Source organism: Kitasatospora purpeofusca (assembly GCF_034043715.1).
Classification (GTDB): domain Bacteria; phylum Actinomycetota; class Actinomycetes; order Streptomycetales; family Streptomycetaceae; genus Kitasatospora; species Kitasatospora purpeofusca_A.
In genome coordinates, this window is sequence record NZ_JAXCLC010000046.1 from 17,902 (window position 1) to 35,122 (window position 17,221).

Genomic DNA, 17,221 nt, shown 5'->3' on the forward strand with positions numbered 1-17,221 from the left:
TCCGCGACCGCTCGGTCGTGGGCGCCGGGGCGCCGGCGTGTCCGCAACCTCACCGCGGCGGCGGGCTCAGGGGCGGCGGCGGTGGTCGCGGAGGACGATGCCGCCGCCGATCAGCAGGGCGACCAGCAGCGCCCCCACACCCAGGACGTAGGTCGCGGTCCGGCCGTCGCGGTCGGCCTGGGTCTCGCCGAGGCCGAGCGGGCGGGGCACGATCGGGGCGGAGGCCAGCTGCACCGGCGGGTCCTCGGCCGGCTTGTCCGGCGGCGACGCGGGCGCGGTGGTGACGGCCTTCACCGGGTCGACCACGCCCCAGCCGATGTACTCGTTCGCCTTGTGGTCGGTGCGCTGCGCGGTCTGCTCGATCCAGGCCCGCACCTGGCTCGGCTTCCAGTCCTTGTGCGCGCCCACCAGCAGCGCCGCCAGCCCGGCCACGTACGGCGCGGCGAAGCTGGTGCCGTTGTCCACGCACTGCCCGCCGCGCGGAACGGTGGAGAGCATGTCGACGCCGGGAGCCGCGACGTCCACGAAATCGCCGTACTGGGAGAAGTAGGTGCGCTCGTTGTTGCGGTCGGAGGCACCGACGGCGAGCACGGTGCGGAAGGCCGCCGGGAAGGTGTCACCCTTCTTGCCGTCGTTGCCGGAGGAGGCGACCACCACCACGCCCCGGCTCTCCGCGTTGTCGACCGCGGCCTTCAGCTCCTCGTAGCCGACGAAGCGGGTGTCGGCCGCGCCGCGCACGTCCTGCGAGATGTTGATGACCTTGGCGCCCTGGGCGACGGCCGAGTTGACGGCCTCCACCAGCGAGTGCACATCACCGTTGCCCTCGGCGTCGTTCTGCCGGATCGACAGCACGACGGCGCCGGGGGCGATGCCGACGAAGCCGGTCCGCTCGCTGCGGGAGGCCGCGATGATGCCGGCCACCTTGGTGCCGTGGCCGACCAGGTCGTCCTTGCCGCCGCCCTCGACCCGCTTGCCCTCCTTGTCCTTGAGCAGCGAACCGCCGTCGAGGACCTTGTCGGCCAGCTGCGGGTTCTGGTCGTCCACCCCGGTGTCGATGACCGCGACCAGGACGCCGGCGCCGATGGTCGCGCCGCCCTGCCAGAGCTCGTCCAGCACCATCCGCTGGAGCGACCACGGCACGGCCTGCACGTTCTGCGCGTTCTTGCCGCACTCCCCGGACGCCGAGACGCCCGGCCCCTCCGCCGCCGCCGGCACCGTCAGCGGGCCGCCGAGCACCGTGAGCGCGGCCACCGCCGCGGCCGCCGTCCGGTACCTGACCACCGGCACCCTGCCACCCCTCATGTCGTCCACCTGGTCGCGCGGTCGCGCCAAAGGCGGGTGCCCGCGCGGGACACCCGCCCTTCGGCGCGTGGTACTGGGGCCGTGAACCGTCAGCCCGTCCAGAGGGTGGCGTTGCGGTTCTCGGTGTTCTGGTAGCTCTGGGCCGCGCTGTCCAGGGACTTGGCGATCTTCTCCAGGACCTCCTGGAGGTGCTGGGCGCGCTGGTCCCACTTGGCCTGGTGGGCCTGGTAGCCCTGCTGGGCGGCGCCCTCCCAGCTACCGGAGATCTTGGTGACGCCGGCCTTCAGCTCCTCGAGCTGGGCCTTGATCGTCCCCGCGGTCCGGCGGACCTCCGAGCTGGCGTTCTTGATGGTCTCGAAGTTGACCAGAATGTGTTCGGCCACGATGTCTCCTAGTCGAGGCTGCGAGGCACCCCATCACCCGAGGGGTGCGTCGCCGGGTGAACGGACAGAGCTGAGGATCAGGACGCGGCGGCGGAACCGAAGGCCGCCTGCTGGTCGGCGTCCGCCTGCGAGTACTTCTGGGTCGTGAGCTCGATCGCGTCCTTGATGGCGCGCAGCGACTTGTTCAGCTCCTGGGCGTCGGTGTTGAACTGGCCCTGGAGGTTCGTGTACGCCTGCGCGGCCTGACCCTGCCAACCACTGGTGATCGAACCCACCAGATTGTTGAGACCGTTGATCTCGGTGTTGATCTGGTTGATGACCTCGTCCATGTGCTTGGCGAAAGCCAGCATCTCCTGAGCGGTCGTCTTGAACTGACCCATGCTCTACCGTCCCCCATGAGACAGACCTTGAGTCCGGAGGGATCGTTTCCGGCCCCCCGGGCACCACCGGTGTGATGTCCTGCAGCACTGTAGTCGGCACACGCAGCTCACCCAACACCGGGCGACGGTCGGTTACCAAGCCATGACATCATGACCAATTCCTTTGCGAGCAGCGGGCGGAGGCCCTCCGCCACGGCTACCGGACGTTCCACCGCCAGGCGTTCCACCGCTGGGCGTTCCGGCGCTGAACGTCCTGCCGCTAGACGTTCTGCTGCTGGGCCGCGCTCCTGGCGTTGAGCGCCGGCCCGACCGGCACCAGGTTCGACCACTGCTGCGGCACCGGCGCCGGCTGCAGCCCCTGGTAGCCCAGCCGGGCCTGGTTGCCTCCCAGCTCCTCGGGCTGCGGCGGGCCGGACGGGGTCGCCGGCTGCCCGGCCGGCCCCTTCGACGCGCCGGGCTGGGCGGGCGCCGGTCCGGACGGCTGACCGGGCTGGGCGGGCGGCGCGCTCTGGCCGCCCTTGCCGCCCGAGCTGCTGGCCGGCACCGCGTACCGCAGACCGGTCTCGGTGATGAGGAAGTCCGTGCCGGAGCCGTCCGCCGCGTTGTCCAGCGCGCGGTAGAAGAGGCCGTGACCCGGCGTCACGTGCGCGGTCGACGTGCCGTTGCCGTACCGGACCGGGTAGTCGGTCCCGGCCCAGACGCTGCGCCGCGGCGTCCGGCCGTCCTCCGCGACCCCGTCGAAGGTGCTGCAGACCACCGCACGGGCGTCCTTCGGCGCCTGCCAGGAGTTGGCCGGCGCGCCCGTCCTGGTGGGCCAGTCCGCGGCGCCCTCGGCCATCAGCGGCACACTGCTGTTGACGGTGGCGTGCTCGGCCGGGGTCAGGTCGTCGATCCGCGGGCTCTTGTTGGCGTCCTGGTTGTACAGCGGCTGCAGCAGCGGGTTCTGCCGGACGAGTTCCGCCTGGAACTGGCTGACCAGCAGCAGCTGGCTCTTCCCCACCACGTAGTGCTTCTCGCCGAACCGCACCAGCCGGCCGACCTTGCGGTCCTCCGGGTTCTGCAACGGCACCGAGGAGTTGGCCGTCCTGGTGTCCGGGACCAGCCCGTCGATCCGCGGGAAGACGATGTCACTGCCCGGCGCCAGGGTGTCCAGCCAGTCCTTCTTCACCTTCTGCGGGACGGCCGTCGACCCGAAGACCGCCCACATCAGCTGCGAGCGGGTGGTGTCGGAGTCCTCCGGGCCCCCGATCGCGTGCCGGCGGCCCTTGCTGTCCACCAGGAACAACCGCTGCTTCCCCTGGCTCGCGGCCGGACCTGAGGCGGTCACCTGCGGGTCGTCCGCCTGCTGCACCAGCAGCGCCTGGCCGACGTCCAGCATCCGGTCCGCCGCCCCGAGCACCTCCGCGTCGGCGCCGCCCGCCACGAACACCGCCTGGTCGACCGTGCTCCCCTGCTCGTCGCCCGGCCGGTCGCAGACCGACCACTTCATCGGCCGGCTCGCGTTCTCCTTGCTGGGCAGCTTGTCCGGCGCGTACGGGATGCCGATCGTCGGGCCGTGGTTGGGATAGCGGTCGAGCACGCCGTCGTCGACCACCACCACCTTGCTGTCCACCGGCAGCACCAGCCGCGCCGAGGCCATGTTCAGCACCTGGTGCAGCCGCTTGGTCTTCCCGTCCGGGTCGACCAGCACCACGTAGCGGGTGGTGCTCTGCTTGCCCTGGACGATGTACTTGCCCTCGTCCCAGCCCACCGGCGCGCTCGGCTTGAACACCCCCCACAGGCCGAAGCCGCCGATCACCAGCGCCCCCACCACCACGCTCGGCAGGATCGCCTTCACCGGGCGCGGCGCGTCCTCGTCGCTCCCCCCGCCGCCGGGCAGCAGGAAGGCTCCGACCGTGCGCTTGCGGGCGAAGGTGTAGGCGTTCAGCTCGTCCCGGCGCGATGCCATGCTCGTCGTCTCCCCTGTCGGACCCTGCTCCCCGTGGCCTGCCACCCCCCGGGCGAGAACGGGCTCGAACCCTCTACGATGCGGCAGCAGACGGTGAGTACGGTACGGGTACGGTTCACGCACCGGCCAGCCGGGCCGCGACAACCGACCAGAGAGGGGCACTCGGGGGATGCCGAACCAGACCGCTCCAGGGCGCCGGAGCACGTCACGGGGCAGTGGTCCGCGCCGCTCCGCGCGGCGCGACGGGACCGACACCGCGGGCTCCCCCGCCCCGGGCCGCGGCGACGGGCCCCGGGGGCCCGTCACGGTCCGCGTCCACCCCCGGCCCGGGCTGCTCGGCAGCCGGCTGAGGCTCCAGCAACTCGTGCTGGTCGAGGTCGCGGTGGCCCTGGTCGCGGTCGGCTGGACCATCAGCAAACCGGTCGCCGCCGGCTTCGGCGCCGTCTCCCTCGCCCTGGTCGCGCTGGCGCTGGTGCCGCTGCGCGGCCGCACCCTCCCCGAGGCCCTGCGGGTGCGCGCCGCGCTCAGGGCCCGCCGCAAGCGGGCCCGCGCCCACCTCCCGCCGCCCGGCACCGACCCGGCGCTCGCGCCCGCCCTGGAACTCGAACCCGCGCTGCGCACCTGCACCCACGCGACCGAGGCCGACCTCGGCGGCCGCCCGGTGCGCCGGGAGACCGGCATGGTCGGCGACGGCACCTTCCTCAGCGCCGTCCTGCTCGTCCAGGCCAAGGACCTCCCGCTGCGGCCGGACCGTACCGCCCGGCCGCTGCCGCTGGACGTGGTCTGCTCGGCGCTGCGGGTCGACGACATCACCCTGGAGTCGGTCCAGCTCGTCCAGCACACCCAGCCGGCGCCCGCGCCGCACCTGCCCGAGCAGTCGCTGGCCGCCCGCGCCTACCGGGAGCTCCCCGACGGCACCGCCACCCCCGCGCTGCGGCTCACCTGGGTCGCGCTCAAACTCGACCCGGAGCAGGCCGCCACCGCGGTGCGTGCCCGGGGCGGCGGCGAGGCGGGCGCCCGCAAGGCGCTCCAGCGGGTCACCGACCAGCTGGCCGGACGGCTGAACGGCGCCGGGTTCGACGTCACAGTGCTCGACGAGCGCGAGCTGATCGCCGCCCTCGCCATCTCCACCTGCGTCAACCCGCTGGCCACGACGGTCCGGCAGGGCACCGGCAGCGGCGGCGGCAGCGGACGGCGCACCCAGGAGACCAACCGGTTCTGGCGGGTCGACGACCGCTGGCACAGCACCTACTGGATCTCCCGCTGGCCGCAGCTGGGCCGCCCCGGCGGCGCCCCCGGGCGGATCGCCGTCCCCGACCTGGTGAACCTCGTCACCGGCGCGCCCGCGCTGGCCAGCACCTTCAGCCTGACCGCCGGTCACGGCACCGGCGGTTCGGTCACCCTCAGCGGCCATGTCCGGGTCACCGGGCGCAGCGAGAGCGAGGCCGTCGAACTCGGCCGGCAGCTGGAGGCCCGGGCCCAGAGCGCCGGGCTCGGCCTGGTCCGGCTCGATCTGGAGCAGGCGCCCGGCGTACTCGCCACCCTGCCGCTGGGAGGTGCCTCCTGATGGCGCAGCAGTCGTACCCCGCTCCCTCCCCGCAGTCCTACCCCGCCCCCTCGCCGCGGGCCGGCGCGGAGCCGCCGCCCCGGACCGGGCGGCGGCTGCTGCCCGGCTTCGGGCTGCGCGGCCCGCGCCGGGAGAAGCACGTGCTCGGCCTCGCCGAACTCGACGCGCTGTCCTTCCCGGTCGGCGACGACGGCGTGCTGATCGGCGAGGACGTGCACCGCTCCCGGCCCGCCGTGCTCGGCCTGTTCCGGCCCGGCTCCTACGACCTGGTGCTGGTCGGCGGCCTCTGGACGGCCCAGGTCATCGCGCTGCGGGCGGCCGCCACCGGCGCGCGGATCGCCGTCGAGACGGCCCGCGGCCACCTCTGGGGGCCGATGGCGCAGGCCGCGGGTGGCGGACAGCCGTGCGTGACGGTGCACCAGCCCGGCCGGCTCGGCCCGCAGGGCGCCTCGGTCACCTCGCCGGTGCTCGTGGTGCGCGACCTCGGCGCCCGCCCGCCGCGCAGCCGGCTCTCCGCCACGCCCTGGCAGACGATCCTGACGGTGGTGCCGCACCTGGGGCCGAACGCCTCCCGGGTGCTCAACGCGGCCGACCTGGTCGGGGTGCAGCGGGTGATGCCGGAGGAGGCCGAGCTGATCGGCCGGGTGCTCTCGCTCGGACCGGCGGAGACCGCGGCCCTGCCCTCGCTCCCGGACGACCTGACGCTGTGGGCGACCAGGATGAACCGTCAGTACGTCCGGGTGGTCACCGGACAGGCGGAGCGGCAGGTCCTGGGCGGTCCGCGCCGCCTCGACTGACCCGCGGGGGCCGGGCCGAGGCCCGGTCGCGGCCTGTGCGTGGCCCGTGCGCGGGCCATGTGCGGCCCGTGTGCGGGCCGGTCGGAGTTGAGACACCGCCTTCAACCGGGGGTGACTCACGGCCTAGGCTGTGGGACGGCAACGGCACCGCGAACTTGCGGCGGCGAACACGAGGGAGCCCTAGGTGAGCAGCGATCGGGACGGCGTCTACGTCGGCGACAACGCGGCGGAGGACGACGACGACTGGTCCGACGCGCCCGATTACACTCCCCCGTCCTGGTACGTGCAGACGGACGCGGCGGGTGCTCCGGCGTCCGCGCCGGGCGTCGGGGTGACGCCGGCTCCGGGCGGTGCCGCCGCACCGGCGGCCGTGCCCGCACCTGCGCCTGCTCCCGCACCCGTCCTCCCGCCCGCACCCGCGCCGGACGCCGTGGCGCCGCCGGTCGCGGCCCAGCCGCCCGCGCAGCCCCTCGCGCCGTCGCAGGCCCAGCCGCCGGTGCAGGCCCAGCCGCCGGTACAGGCTCCGGTGCAGCCCGCGATGTACCCGCAGCCGCAGCCGGGCGAGGCCGCCGTCCCGCTGGCGGCTCCGGTACCGGCACCGGTTGCCCCCGCCGAGCCCTTCGCGGTGCCGCCGGCCGCCCCCTCGGCGCCCGCACCGGCGCCGACGCCCGCTCCGGCGCCCGTGCCCGGTTGGCCGCGGGCCGACCCGTCCGCCGGCGCGCAGCCCGGTCCCGCCCAGCCGCCGGCCGCCGCCCCGGCGCCCCAGCCGTACCAGGCCGCACCGCAGCAGCCCTTCGCCGCCGCGCCCGGCCAGCCCCTGCCGTTCGCGCCGGAGCCGCAGCCCTTCGCGCAGGACCCGCAGGCCGCCGCCTGGGCAGCCGCACAGCAGGCCCAGGCCCAGCCCGGCCAGCCGCAGCAGGCCGTACCGCAGCAGCCCGGACCGGAGCAGGCCGGACCGCAGCAGGTCCAGCCCCACCCCGGCCAGCAGCAGCCGCAGTCCGGACCGGCCGCGCCGCCCGCCGCCGCCGACCCGCGCGCCGGCGGCTGGCCGCAGCCCGCCGCCTACCAGCAGCCCCCGCAGGCCCAGCAGGCCCAGCAGGCCCAGCCGAACGCCCCGCAGTGGGGCCAGCCGCCGGCCGCGCCCGCCGCGTTCCAGCAGGCCGCTGCCCCGCAGCAGACCGCGCACGGCGCGCCGCTCGGCTACACCGCCGCCGTCGAGCTGTCCTCGGACCGGCTGCTGCGCAGCCAGCCGAAGCAGCAGCGGCAGCAGCCGCGGTTCCAGTTCGGTGGCAAGGCCGCGGCCGCCGAGCGGGCCCGCCGGCTGGAGATCATCCGCACCCCGGTGCTCAGCTGCTACCGGATCGCGGTGATCAGCCTCAAGGGCGGCGTCGGCAAGACCACGACCACCACCGCCCTGGGCGCCACCCTGGCCAGCGAGCGCCAGGACAAGGTGATCGCCATCGACGCCAACCCGGACGCCGGCACGCTCGGCCGCCGGGTCAAGCGGCAGACCGGCGCGACCATCCGCGACCTGGTGACGGCCATCCCGCACCTGCGCAGCTACATGGACATCCGTCAGTTCACCTCCCAGGACCTCCACTCCGGTCTGGAGATCCTGGCGAACGACGTCGACCCGGCCGTGTCGACCACCTTCAACGACTCGGACTACCGGCAGGTCATCGACGTGCTGGGCCGCCAGTACCCGATCATCCTGACCGACTCCGGGACCGGCCTGCTGTACAGCGCGATGCGCGGGGTACTGGACCTCGCCGATCAGCTGATCATCGTCTCCACGCCCAGCGTGGACGGCGCCTCGTCCGCCTCCACCACCCTGGACTGGCTCTCCGCGCACGGTTACGCCGACCTGGTGCAGCGCTCGATCACGGTGGTCTCGGGGGTCCGCGAGACCGCAAAGATGATCAAGGTCGAGGACATCGTCGCGCACTTCCAGACCCGCTGCCGCGGCGTGGTCGTGGTGCCGTTCGACGAGAGCCTCGCGGCCGGCGCCGAGGTCAACCTCGACATGATGCGGCCCAAGGTCCGCGAGTCCTACTTCGAGCTGGCCACCCTGGTCGGCGAGGACATCGTCCGGGCCCAGCAGGCCGCCCAGCAGACCGGCTGGCAGCAGCAGGTCCAGCCGCAGCCCGCCCAGCCGCAGCCCCCGGCACCGGGCTACCCGCAGCCCCAGCCCGGACCGCAGGGCCAGCCCCCGTACGGCCAGCCGTACCCGTACGCCCAGCCGCCGCAGCCCGGACAGCACGCCCCCCAGCCCGCGCCCGGCACGCCGTGGGCGCCGCAGCCCGGGCAGGTCCCGCCGCCCCCGCCCGGCTACGGCTACCCGCCGCAGCAGAGCGCCCCTCCGCAGCAGCCGGCGCCCGAGTGGCAGCAGCAGCCCGCCCCGCCGGCCGGCGGCGGCTACGGCCACCCCCGGCCCGAGGAGGGCCACCAGCCGCCCCCCGGCTACGGCTACCCGCCGCCGCCCGCGCCGCCGCAGCAGTAACGACGGACGCCGAGGGCCCGCCGACCTCCATGGTCGGCGGGCCCTCGCGCGTGGTCCGGCACAGCGGTCGGCGCGGCGGTCGGCCGGCCGCCGTCGGCCGAGTCGGTCAGTCGGCGTCGACCAACCGGCGTCGATCAGCCGGCGTCGATCAGCTCCCGGGCCCGCTTCACGTCGTCGGCCATCCGGTCCAGCAGCGCCTCGATGGAGTCGAACTTCTCCATCCCGCGCAGGTACACCAGGAACTCCACCGCCACGTGCAGCCCGTAGAGGTCCAGGCCGACCCGGTCGATGGCGTACGCCTCGACGGTGCGCGCGGTGCCGTCGAAGGTCGGGTTGGTGCCCACCGAGATCGCGGCCGGCATCCTCTCGCCGTCCGCCGTCAACCAGCCCGCGTACACCCCGTCGGCCGGGACGGCGCTGTGCGGCACGGTGTCCACGTTGGCGGTCGGGTAGCCCAGCTCGCGACCGCGCTGCGCGCCCCGCACCACCTCGCCCTCCACCCGGTGGGGGCGGCCCAGCACCTCCGCCGCCCCGGCCACGTCACCGGACGCCACCAGTCGGCGGGTCAGGGTCGACGAGAACGGCTCGCCGTCCCCGACGGTGCCGCGCACCTGGAGGTCGACCACCTCCACGCCGCAGTCCGCCGCCCGGCCCAGCTCGGCCAGCAGGGCGACGTCCCCGGCCGCGCGGTGGCCGAAGCGGAAGTTCGGCCCCTCGACCACCAGGCAGGCGTGCAGCGCGTCCACCAGCACCTGCCGGAAGAACTCCTCCGGCGACTCCTTGGAGAACTCGGTGGTGAACGGCAGCACCAGCACGGCGTCGACGCCCAGCTCCTCGATCAGCTCCGCCCGGCGCGGCTGCGGGGCGAGCAGCGGCGGGTGGGTCCCCGGACGGACCACCTCGCTGGGGTGCGGGTCGAAGGTGACCACCACCGAGCGCACCCCCCGCTCGCGGGCGCGCTCGACCACCCGGTTGATGATCAGCTGGTGTCCGCGGTGCACCCCGTCGAACGAGCCGATGGTGACGACGCTGCGTCCCCAGTCGGCGGGGATCTCCTCCAGGCCACGCCAGCGCTGCACCTGACCGCTCCTTGTTCCCTACGGCGCGTACCTTCTGTACGCTCAAACGCTCAAAACCCGAACCCCTATAGCGTGCCATGCGCGTGTCCGGAGTTCGGCACCGGAAGGCAGGTTGGCCGAACCGCCGGGTTCCGGGCTCCCCCGCCCGGCGGCCGGGCGGCCCCGGCGCCACCGGCCCGCTCGGCCTCCGCCGCCGCGTCCCGCGGGTCCCGGCCAGCCGCGACCAGGGCGCGCAGCCGGTCCAGCCGCGGCCCCACCGGACGCGCCGGCAGCCCGTCCTCCGGCCAGCGCGCCAGCAGCGCGGCGAACGCCGCCGAGCGGTCGGCGCAGCGCACCAACAGCCCGTCCGCGCCCGGCAGCGCCGCCGCCACCCTGACCACCACCGCCCGGACCCGGGCCGGCCGCTCGGCCGCGCAGTGCTCGGCCAGCCCCGCGAGGGCGGCGGCCAGCACCTCCGGGTCCCGCTCGGTGGCCAGCAGGGTGTCCAGCAGCTCGCAGCGCAGCGCGTCCGCCACCGGGTCGGGCACCGGGCGGGACAGCACCTCGGCGAACGGCCGACGGACCGCCGCCGCCCGGGCCGCCAGGGCACCGCTCAGCAGCACCCGCAGCTCCAGCCGGGCGACGGCGCCCTCGACCCCGCCGCGCGCCAGCCGGCGGCCCAGGTAGTCGACGGCGACCGGACCGGCGAGTTCCGGCCGCTCGCGCAGCAGCCGGGCGGCGAACTCGGCGCCCCGCCGGGCGGCCAGCGGCGCCCGGGCGTCCGCCAGCACCCGCAGCGTCCCGGCCACCGGCGCTCCCGGCCGCGCCGCCGCCCCGGCCCCGCCCAGGCGGTCGGCCAGCGCGGCCAGCACCGGCTCCGGGTCGCTCTCCAGCGCCGGGGCCAGCGCCCGCGCGGTCAGGAAGCGGTCCTCGCCGCCCCGGTACACCGCCAGCGCCGCCGGCAGATGGACGGCCCGGCTCCCCGGCTCCCGAAGCAGCAGGGCGAGCGCGGCGCCGTGCAGGGCCGGCTCGTCCTCCCTGGCCAGCAGGGCCAGCGCGGTGAACCGCAGCAGCTCCGGTCCGGCGCCGCGGGCGTACGGGGCGGCGTGCAGCGCGTGCACCGCGGCGGCCACATGGCGTTCGGGCCGGGGGTCGTGGCTCCAGCGGTCGACCGCCCGGCAGAGCGCCGAGGGCTCCTCGACCGCCAGTACGGCGAGCAGCGCGTCCGCCCCCGGGTGCGCGGCTCCGACCAGCACCTCGGTCAACTCGTCCAGGAACAAGGACCGGTGGGCGAACAGCAGGTCGTGCGCGAGGTCGGCGACGGTACTCCCGGGGCGGGCCGGCAGGCCGCGCGGATCGTCGAACCACCCGCACAGCGGCGGCAGCACCCCCGGCGGATCGGCGCGCAGCCGGGCGGCCACCGCGGCGAGGAACGGCCGCTCCGGCCCGTCGGCGGCCACCAGCCGCCGGAACAGAGCGAGTTCGGCCTCCGGCGGCAGCCCGAGACCGCCCCAGAAGGACGGTCCGAACCGGCCCAGGCCCTCCGCCGGAAGCCGCTCGAACCCGCCTGCGACGGCGGCCCGTTCCACGATCCGCTCGGCCAACTGCTCCAGCAGCGCCCGGTGTTCGGCGAGCTCGGGGCCGGCGGCCAGACCGGCTACCAGCAACCGCCCGGCCCACCAGGCGGGTTCGCTGCCCGCCGGGCGCAGATCCACGGCCCGCCAGATCCGGTGCAGCCACGGATCCAGCGCCGGGGCACCCCAGGCGGTGCCGACCCGTCGCAGCGCCGCGACCACCGGGCCGATCCGGTGCCGCGGCACGGTCCGGATCGCCCCGGCCGGACCCGCGCCGGGGGCGGGGGGAGTGTCCTCGGCCTCGCCGAGCAGCAGCCGCAGCGCCGAGTCCAGGTCCAGGTGCAGGCCCTGCAACCAGTCGGCGAACTCCCCGTGCGCGAAGCGGTAGCCCGAGCCGGCCGGTACGAACAGCCCCTCCGCCAGCACCGCCGTCGCCCAGCCGCCCGCCACCGGGAACAGCTCCTCGAACGCGGCCCGCGCCAGAGCGCCCTGCTCGGCGCCCAGCATCCGCCGCGCGGCCTCGTGCACCCATCCGGCCACCGCCGCCGCCGTCCGGCGCACCCGCCCGGCGGACGCCCTGGCGGGCCGGACGGCGCCCCGGCGGTGGGCTCCCGGCCGCCGGGGGCGGCCGTCCTCGGCGAGCCGCTGGGCCACCCGCAGGCAGCGCAGGTCGAGGTGGGCGGCGAACAGCCCCGTGCGGCCCACCGGCTCCCCGCGCAGCCCCTCCGCCCACAGCTCCCCGGCCAGCCGGAGCGCCAGCGGGTGCCGGGCGTCCTGCGCCGCAGGCCAGCCGGGCGGCACCCCGTACCGCCGCCGCACCCGCTCCGCCGTCTCGACGGGCAGCGGCCCCAGGCGCCGCACCACCACCCGGACGGCGCCCGCACCGTGGGCCGGCCCGCCGGCCGGCGTTCCGGCCGCTGCTCCCACCACTGCTCCCACCGCCGTCGACCGGACCGGCGCTCCGAACGGCGCTCCGACCGGCGCTCCGACCGGCACCAGGAACTCGCCCTCGGCCCCGCCCGGCGCCAGCCGCTCCCAGACCTCCTCCCCGCAGGCGGTCAGCAGCCTGGCCCCGGCCGCCGCCAGCCAGTACGCCGAGGCCCGCAGCCAGTCGGCGTCCAGCGGCACCGGCGACTCCTCCGGACCGTCCAGCACCACCAGCAGCGGCCGCCCGGCCGCCGCACAGAGCGCGGCCGCCGCCCCGGGGCCGGCCGGCGCCGGCACCCCCAGCTCCGCCGAGGCCGACCGCAGGGCCCGCTCCACCGCGTCGGCGAGCGAGGCGTCCCCCGGCCCGAGGTCCGCGCCGCGCAGCCACACCGTGGGCCGGGGGCTCTCGCCGCCCCCGCGCCGTACGGCGACGGCCGCCGCCTCGGTGCTGCGGCCCGTACCGGCCGCCCCCACCAGTGCCACCACCCCGACCTCCGCCGCTCGCCCCTGCTCGGGCCGGCCGTCACCGGACCGGCTGCCGCCGGACCAGCCGTTGTCGAAGGGATCGCCGTCCACCAGCAGGTCGGCCCACTCCGCGAGCCCGTCCGGCCGGTCCACCCGGTCGGCCGCCAGGGCGGCGACCCGGTCCGGTCCGGCTCCGGCCGCGGCCAGCTGGGCGGCGGCCAGCCGCAGCACCCCCGCCAGGTTGAGCGCGCTCCCGTACGCGGGCACCCCGGCCGCGTTGCGTGCCAGCGCCTCGGCGAGTTCCGGCACGTCCGCCCCGACGGCGGTCACCGGGACCGCGGTGGGCCGCCCCGGCCGGCCGGGGATCCGCAGGCCGGGCGCGACCACGGCCACCACCGTGCCACTCGCGGCGTCCAGCACCGGTGCCCCGGCCGGAACCACCGCCGCGTCGGCCGCCGAGGGCACGTCGAGCAGCAGCACACCGTCGATCAGGTGGAAGCGGCCGGCCTGCGGGTACACCGCGCCGGTGGTCGCCGCGAGGCCGCAGCGCAGCAGCACCGTCCGTCCGTCCGCCCGGCCCTCGCCCCGGACCGGGACGGGCACCAGCAGCACACCGCCGTCCCCGGCCGCCGGCGGCGGGGCGACGGGCAGCGGCGGCACCGGCAGTCCGCCGACGGCGTCGGTGCGCAGCAGGGCCAGCCCGTGCCCGGGCAGCAGCCGGACGTGGTCCGGGCCCAGGACCCTGGTCCGGCCCCCGAAGAGGTGCAGGACGATCCCGTCGAGACCGGCGACCGTCTCGTGCGCGGTGAGGACGGTACCCAGCGGATCGAGCACGAAGCCCAGCCCCCGCGGCCGTCCGTCCCGGTCGTGGATCCGCAGCAGCCGACGGCCGGGGTCGCCCGCCGCAATGCCGTCGTCCTCCCCCGGCAAGCCCCCGAAGCCCAGCAGTCCCGGCATGCCCGCAGCCCTCCCCGCAGGGCCGGCCGGCCCTGGAGTGGACGCGTCGCGGCGACCTGCGCGCCGCGGGGGAGCCTGCCCGGTGTGGGCGCGGACCGACCGCGCCCACGCCGTTCACGACCGCTGTTCACCTCGTGCGCTCCCCCGCACGGGTGAACACGCCCCCACTGCCGCCCCACTGCCGACCCGGTACTGCCTCGGTATTGCCCGGTACCGCGCCGGTAGTGCGCCGTCTCAGCCGACGAAGACGGCGACCGGCCGGGCCTGGCCGGCCTTCTCCTCCACCAGCGCCAGGAAGGTGCCGTCCGGACCGAACACCGCGATCGGCCCGTCCACGCCCATCCCCGGGGCCTTCAACCGGGCGCCGTGGGACAACTGCTTCGCCTGGTCGGCGTCGAGGTCCCAGCGCGGGAAGGCGGCCGCCGCCGCGGCGGCGATCGGCAGCACCTCCAGCCCGGTGGCCTCGTCGCCGGTCACCGAGGCCTCCAACTGCTCCAGGGTGTGCGCCGACTCCACCCCGTACGGCCCGACCCTGGTGCGCCGCAGCGCGGTGAGGTGCCCGCCGACGCCGAGCCCGGCGCCGAGGTCCCGGGCCAGCGCCCGGATGTAGGTGCCGGAGGAGCACTCCACGGTGACGTCCAGGTCGACCACCGGGGTGCCGTCCTCCGCGACCGCGGCGCGCCGCTCGTGCACGGTGAAGGAGTGGACGGTGGTCGGCCGGGCGGCCAGCTCGAAGTCCTCGCCCTCGCGCACCCGGGCGTAGGAGCGCTTGCCGTCGATCTTGATCGCACTGACCTTGGACGGCACCTGCATGATCTGGCCGGTGAGCGCGGCCACGCCGGCGTCGATGGCCTCCCCGGTCACCCCGTCGGCCGGGGTCGAGGCGGTGACCTCGCCCTCCCGGTCGTCGGTGACGGTGGTCTGGCCGAGCCGGACGGTCGCCTCGTAGGTCTTGGCGGTGAGCATCAGATGGCCGAGCAGCCTGGTGGCCCGCTCGATCCCGATCACCAGTACGCCGGTGGCCATCGGGTCGAGGGTGCCGGCATGGCCGACCTTCCGCGTCCCGGCCAGCCACCGCAGCTTCGCGACCACCCCGTGCGAGGTGATGCCCTCCGGCTTGTCGACGATGACCAGGCCGTCCGGACCGGTGCCTTTGCGCTTCATCAAGTTCTTTCTGTCAAAGCCCTGCACAAAACGATCAACCACAGGCTGCCAACCTACCGACCGCACGGCCCCGCCCACCACACAGCACGACCGGCAGCCGGCGGCGGCGGTCGCCGGGGGCGCGGGCGGATCAGTCCCGGCGGGCCCGCAGCGCGGCGCGGAACCGCCGCACCACCACGTCGACGTCCTCCCGGGCGGAGAACCCGGCCGCGTAGACGTGGCCGCCGCCGCCGAGCTGCGCGCAGGCGGCCGCGACGTCCACCGCGCCCTTGGAACGGGAGGAGCCGCGCAGGGTGCCGTCCGGATCCTGCTTGAGCACCAGCGCCACCTCGGCCTCGGCCGGGCGGCGCAGGATGTCGATCAGGCCCTCGATCTCCTCGACGGTCACGCTGAACAGCACGAGTTCCTGGTACGGCACCCAGGTCCACACCAGGCCGAGGCCCTCCGCCGCGTCCGGCTCGTAGACGGCCCGGTCGAGCGCGCCGGCCAGCACCTTGAGGTAGCCGAAGGAGGAGGTGTCCCACAGCTGTCGCGAGATGAGGTCGTGCCGGATGCCGGTGGCCAGCAGCCGCCCGGCCAGCTCGTGGGTGGCGGGCGTGGTCGCCCGGTACCGGAACGAGCCGGTGTCGGTCGCGACGCCGGTGTACAGGCAGGTGGCCAGCGACTGGTCCAGTTCGACGCCCAGCCGGCGCAGCAGCTCGTCCACCAGTACGGCGGTCGCCGGGGCGTCCGGGTCGATCAACTGGTGGGTGCCGAAGCCGGGGTTGGAGGCATGGTGGTCGAGGACGACCAGCACCGGGGCCGCGAAGGCCTTGTCGTGCAGCAGGCCCAGCCGGCTCTCCGCGGCGACGTCGAAGCAGAGCACCAGCTCGGGGCTCTCGGGCACCGCCGAGGCCGGCACGATCAGCTCCTGGCCGGGCAGGAAGGCCAGCGACTCGGGGACGATCTGCGGGTCGTCGCCGAACGAGACCCGGACCTCCTTGCCGAGACCCCTCAGGGCCAGCCCGGCCGCCAGCGCGGAGCCGAGCGCGTCGCCGTCCGGGCAGATGTGGCAGATCAGGTCGATCGAGCGGGCCCGGCCGATCTCGGCCACCACCTGCTGCCACAGCAGCTCGAATCCGCTCTCCTCGGCGCGCGGCCCCGGAAGCACCGCGAGGGCACCCTCCACCATGTCGGTGGAGGACGCCCCCGTGGTCGAACCGGTACCGGCTGCCGAACCGGCCGCCGCCGGCTCACCCGCCATGACTACTCGTCCTCGTCGTCACGCTCGGACGCCGGAACCTTGTACGGGTCCGCGTCACCGGCGTAGACCGCGCCCGCGGCGCTGGTGCGCACCGCGGCGTCGATGGCCCTGGCCCGGTCGAGCAGGTCGTCGATGTTCTTCGCGTTCTCCGGGAGGGCGTCCGCGACGAAGGCCAGCGTCGGGGTGAAGCGCACCCCGGTCTGCTTGCCGACCTCGGAGCGGAGCACGCCCTTGGCGCTCTCCAGCGCGGCGGCCGTGGCCTCACGCTCGGTGTCGTCGCCGAAGACCGTGTAGAAGACGGTGGCCTCGCGCAGGTCCCCGGTCACCCGGGCGTCCGTGATGGTCACGAACCCGAGTCGCGGGTCCTTGATCCGGCGCTCCAGGGTCTGGGCGACGATCACCTGGATACGGTCGGCGAGCTTGCGCGCCCTTGCGGTGTCGGTCACGTTGCCTCCTCGTGCAGTGGGCCGGGTACTCGGGCATGCTGCGCACCCATCGGGGCCCATGCCCCAAAGTACCGGCCCGCGCCCAGCCTTGTGGGCGCTCTCGGTCCTGATCTGTGTGAGAACGGCGACTCGCGCCGTCCGCGTCCACAGTTCTCATTCGTCGTCGTCGTTGTGGTAGCGCCTCCTGGCGGAGAGCAGCTGAACCTCGGGGCGGCCGACGACCAACCGCTCACAGCTGTCCAGGATCTCGGTGACGTACCCGGCTTCGCCGGACACCACCGCGAGGCCGATCTCGGCCCGGCGGTGCAGATCCTGGTTCCCGGTCTCGGCAGCGCACACGCTGTACTTGCGCTGCAGTTCGGCCACGATGGGCCGCACGATCGACCGCTTCTCCTTGAGCGAGTGGACGTCGCCCAGCAGCAGGTCGAAGGTGAGTGTTCCCACGAACATGTGTGACAGGTCAGAGCCGACCTGGAAGGCCTCGGGGAGCGGTTCCCGAACGGGACCGCT

At 75.5% G+C, this 17,221-nt stretch carries 13 protein-coding genes; 3 read left to right on the forward strand and 10 right to left on the reverse strand.

The features are described from left to right. Positions 1 to 66 precede the first annotated feature (66 nt). The 4 genes from mycP to SM793_RS22955 form a co-directional block, all read right to left on the reverse strand. On the reverse strand, positions 67 to 1,302 hold the full coding sequence (mycP, locus tag SM793_RS22940) for a type VII secretion-associated serine protease mycosin (protein ID WP_320440147.1): 1,236 nt from the start codon (positions 1,300 to 1,302) through the stop codon (positions 67 to 69). Positions 1,303 to 1,391: 89 nt separating this feature from the next. After that, positions 1,392 to 1,685 carry a WXG100 family type VII secretion target gene (locus SM793_RS22945; protein WP_320440148.1) on the reverse strand — a complete coding sequence of 98 codons (294 nt, stop codon included), beginning with the start codon at positions 1,683 to 1,685 and terminating at the stop codon, positions 1,392 to 1,394. A 77-nt stretch (positions 1,686 to 1,762) separates the two neighbouring features. Continuing rightward, on the reverse strand, positions 1,763 to 2,065 hold the full coding sequence (locus SM793_RS22950; RefSeq protein ID WP_320440149.1) for a WXG100 family type VII secretion target: 303 nt from the start codon (positions 2,063 to 2,065) through the stop codon (positions 1,763 to 1,765). 259 nt (positions 2,066 to 2,324) lie between these two features. Then, a complete protein-coding gene (locus SM793_RS22955; RefSeq protein WP_320440150.1) occupies positions 2,325 to 4,013 on the reverse strand; it encodes a type VII secretion protein EccB in 1,689 nt (562 codons plus the stop codon). A 169-nt stretch (positions 4,014 to 4,182) separates the two neighbouring features. Here SM793_RS22955 and eccE point away from each other — a divergent pair, with 169 nt between their 5' ends. The 3 genes from eccE (at position 4,183) to SM793_RS22970 (ending at position 8,877) form a co-directional block, all read left to right on the forward strand. Next, entirely contained in the window at positions 4,183 to 5,580 is a 1,398-nt protein-coding gene (eccE, locus tag SM793_RS22960; RefSeq protein WP_320440151.1) for a type VII secretion protein EccE, read from the forward strand. Next, on the forward strand, positions 5,580 to 6,377 hold the full coding sequence (locus tag SM793_RS22965; RefSeq protein WP_320440152.1) for a hypothetical protein: 798 nt from the start codon (positions 5,580 to 5,582) through the stop codon (positions 6,375 to 6,377). The genes eccE and SM793_RS22965 overlap by 1 nt, the downstream gene beginning before the upstream one ends. Positions 6,378 to 6,561: 184 nt before the next feature. Further along, entirely contained in the window at positions 6,562 to 8,877 is a 2,316-nt protein-coding gene (locus SM793_RS22970; protein ID WP_320440153.1) for a MinD/ParA family protein, read from the forward strand. Between the two features lie 134 nt (positions 8,878 to 9,011). On the opposite strand, the gene SM793_RS22975 is transcribed toward SM793_RS22970, so the two are convergent. The 6 genes from SM793_RS22975 to SM793_RS23000 form a co-directional block, all read right to left on the reverse strand. After that, a complete protein-coding gene (locus tag SM793_RS22975) occupies positions 9,012 to 9,956 on the reverse strand; it encodes a bifunctional riboflavin kinase/FAD synthetase (RefSeq protein WP_320440154.1) in 945 nt (314 codons plus the stop codon). A 65-nt stretch (positions 9,957 to 10,021) separates the two neighbouring features. Beyond that, the gene (locus SM793_RS22980) at positions 10,022 to 13,858 is read right to left on the reverse strand and encodes a S1C family serine protease (RefSeq protein ID WP_320440155.1); all 3,837 of its coding nucleotides are present in this window, start codon (positions 13,856 to 13,858) and stop codon (positions 10,022 to 10,024) included. 234 nt (positions 13,859 to 14,092) lie between these two features. Beyond that, complete coding sequence (gene truB / locus SM793_RS22985) at positions 14,093 to 15,022, reverse strand: tRNA pseudouridine(55) synthase TruB (RefSeq protein WP_320440156.1); 930 nt, start codon at positions 15,020 to 15,022, stop codon at positions 14,093 to 14,095. A gap of 130 nt (positions 15,023 to 15,152) precedes the next feature. Continuing rightward, complete coding sequence (locus SM793_RS22990; RefSeq protein ID WP_320440157.1) at positions 15,153 to 16,265, reverse strand: bifunctional oligoribonuclease/PAP phosphatase NrnA; 1,113 nt, start codon at positions 16,263 to 16,265, stop codon at positions 15,153 to 15,155. Positions 16,266 to 16,267: 2 nt separating this feature from the next. After that, complete coding sequence (rbfA, locus tag SM793_RS22995) at positions 16,268 to 16,711, reverse strand: 30S ribosome-binding factor RbfA (protein ID WP_320440158.1); 444 nt, start codon at positions 16,709 to 16,711, stop codon at positions 16,268 to 16,270. Positions 16,712 to 16,864: 153 nt separating this feature from the next. After that, positions 16,865 to 17,161: a DUF503 domain-containing protein gene (locus SM793_RS23000; protein ID WP_320440159.1), complete on the reverse strand. Its 297-nt coding sequence runs from the start codon at positions 17,159 to 17,161 to the stop codon at positions 16,865 to 16,867. Between the last annotated feature and the right edge of the window lie 60 nt (positions 17,162 to 17,221).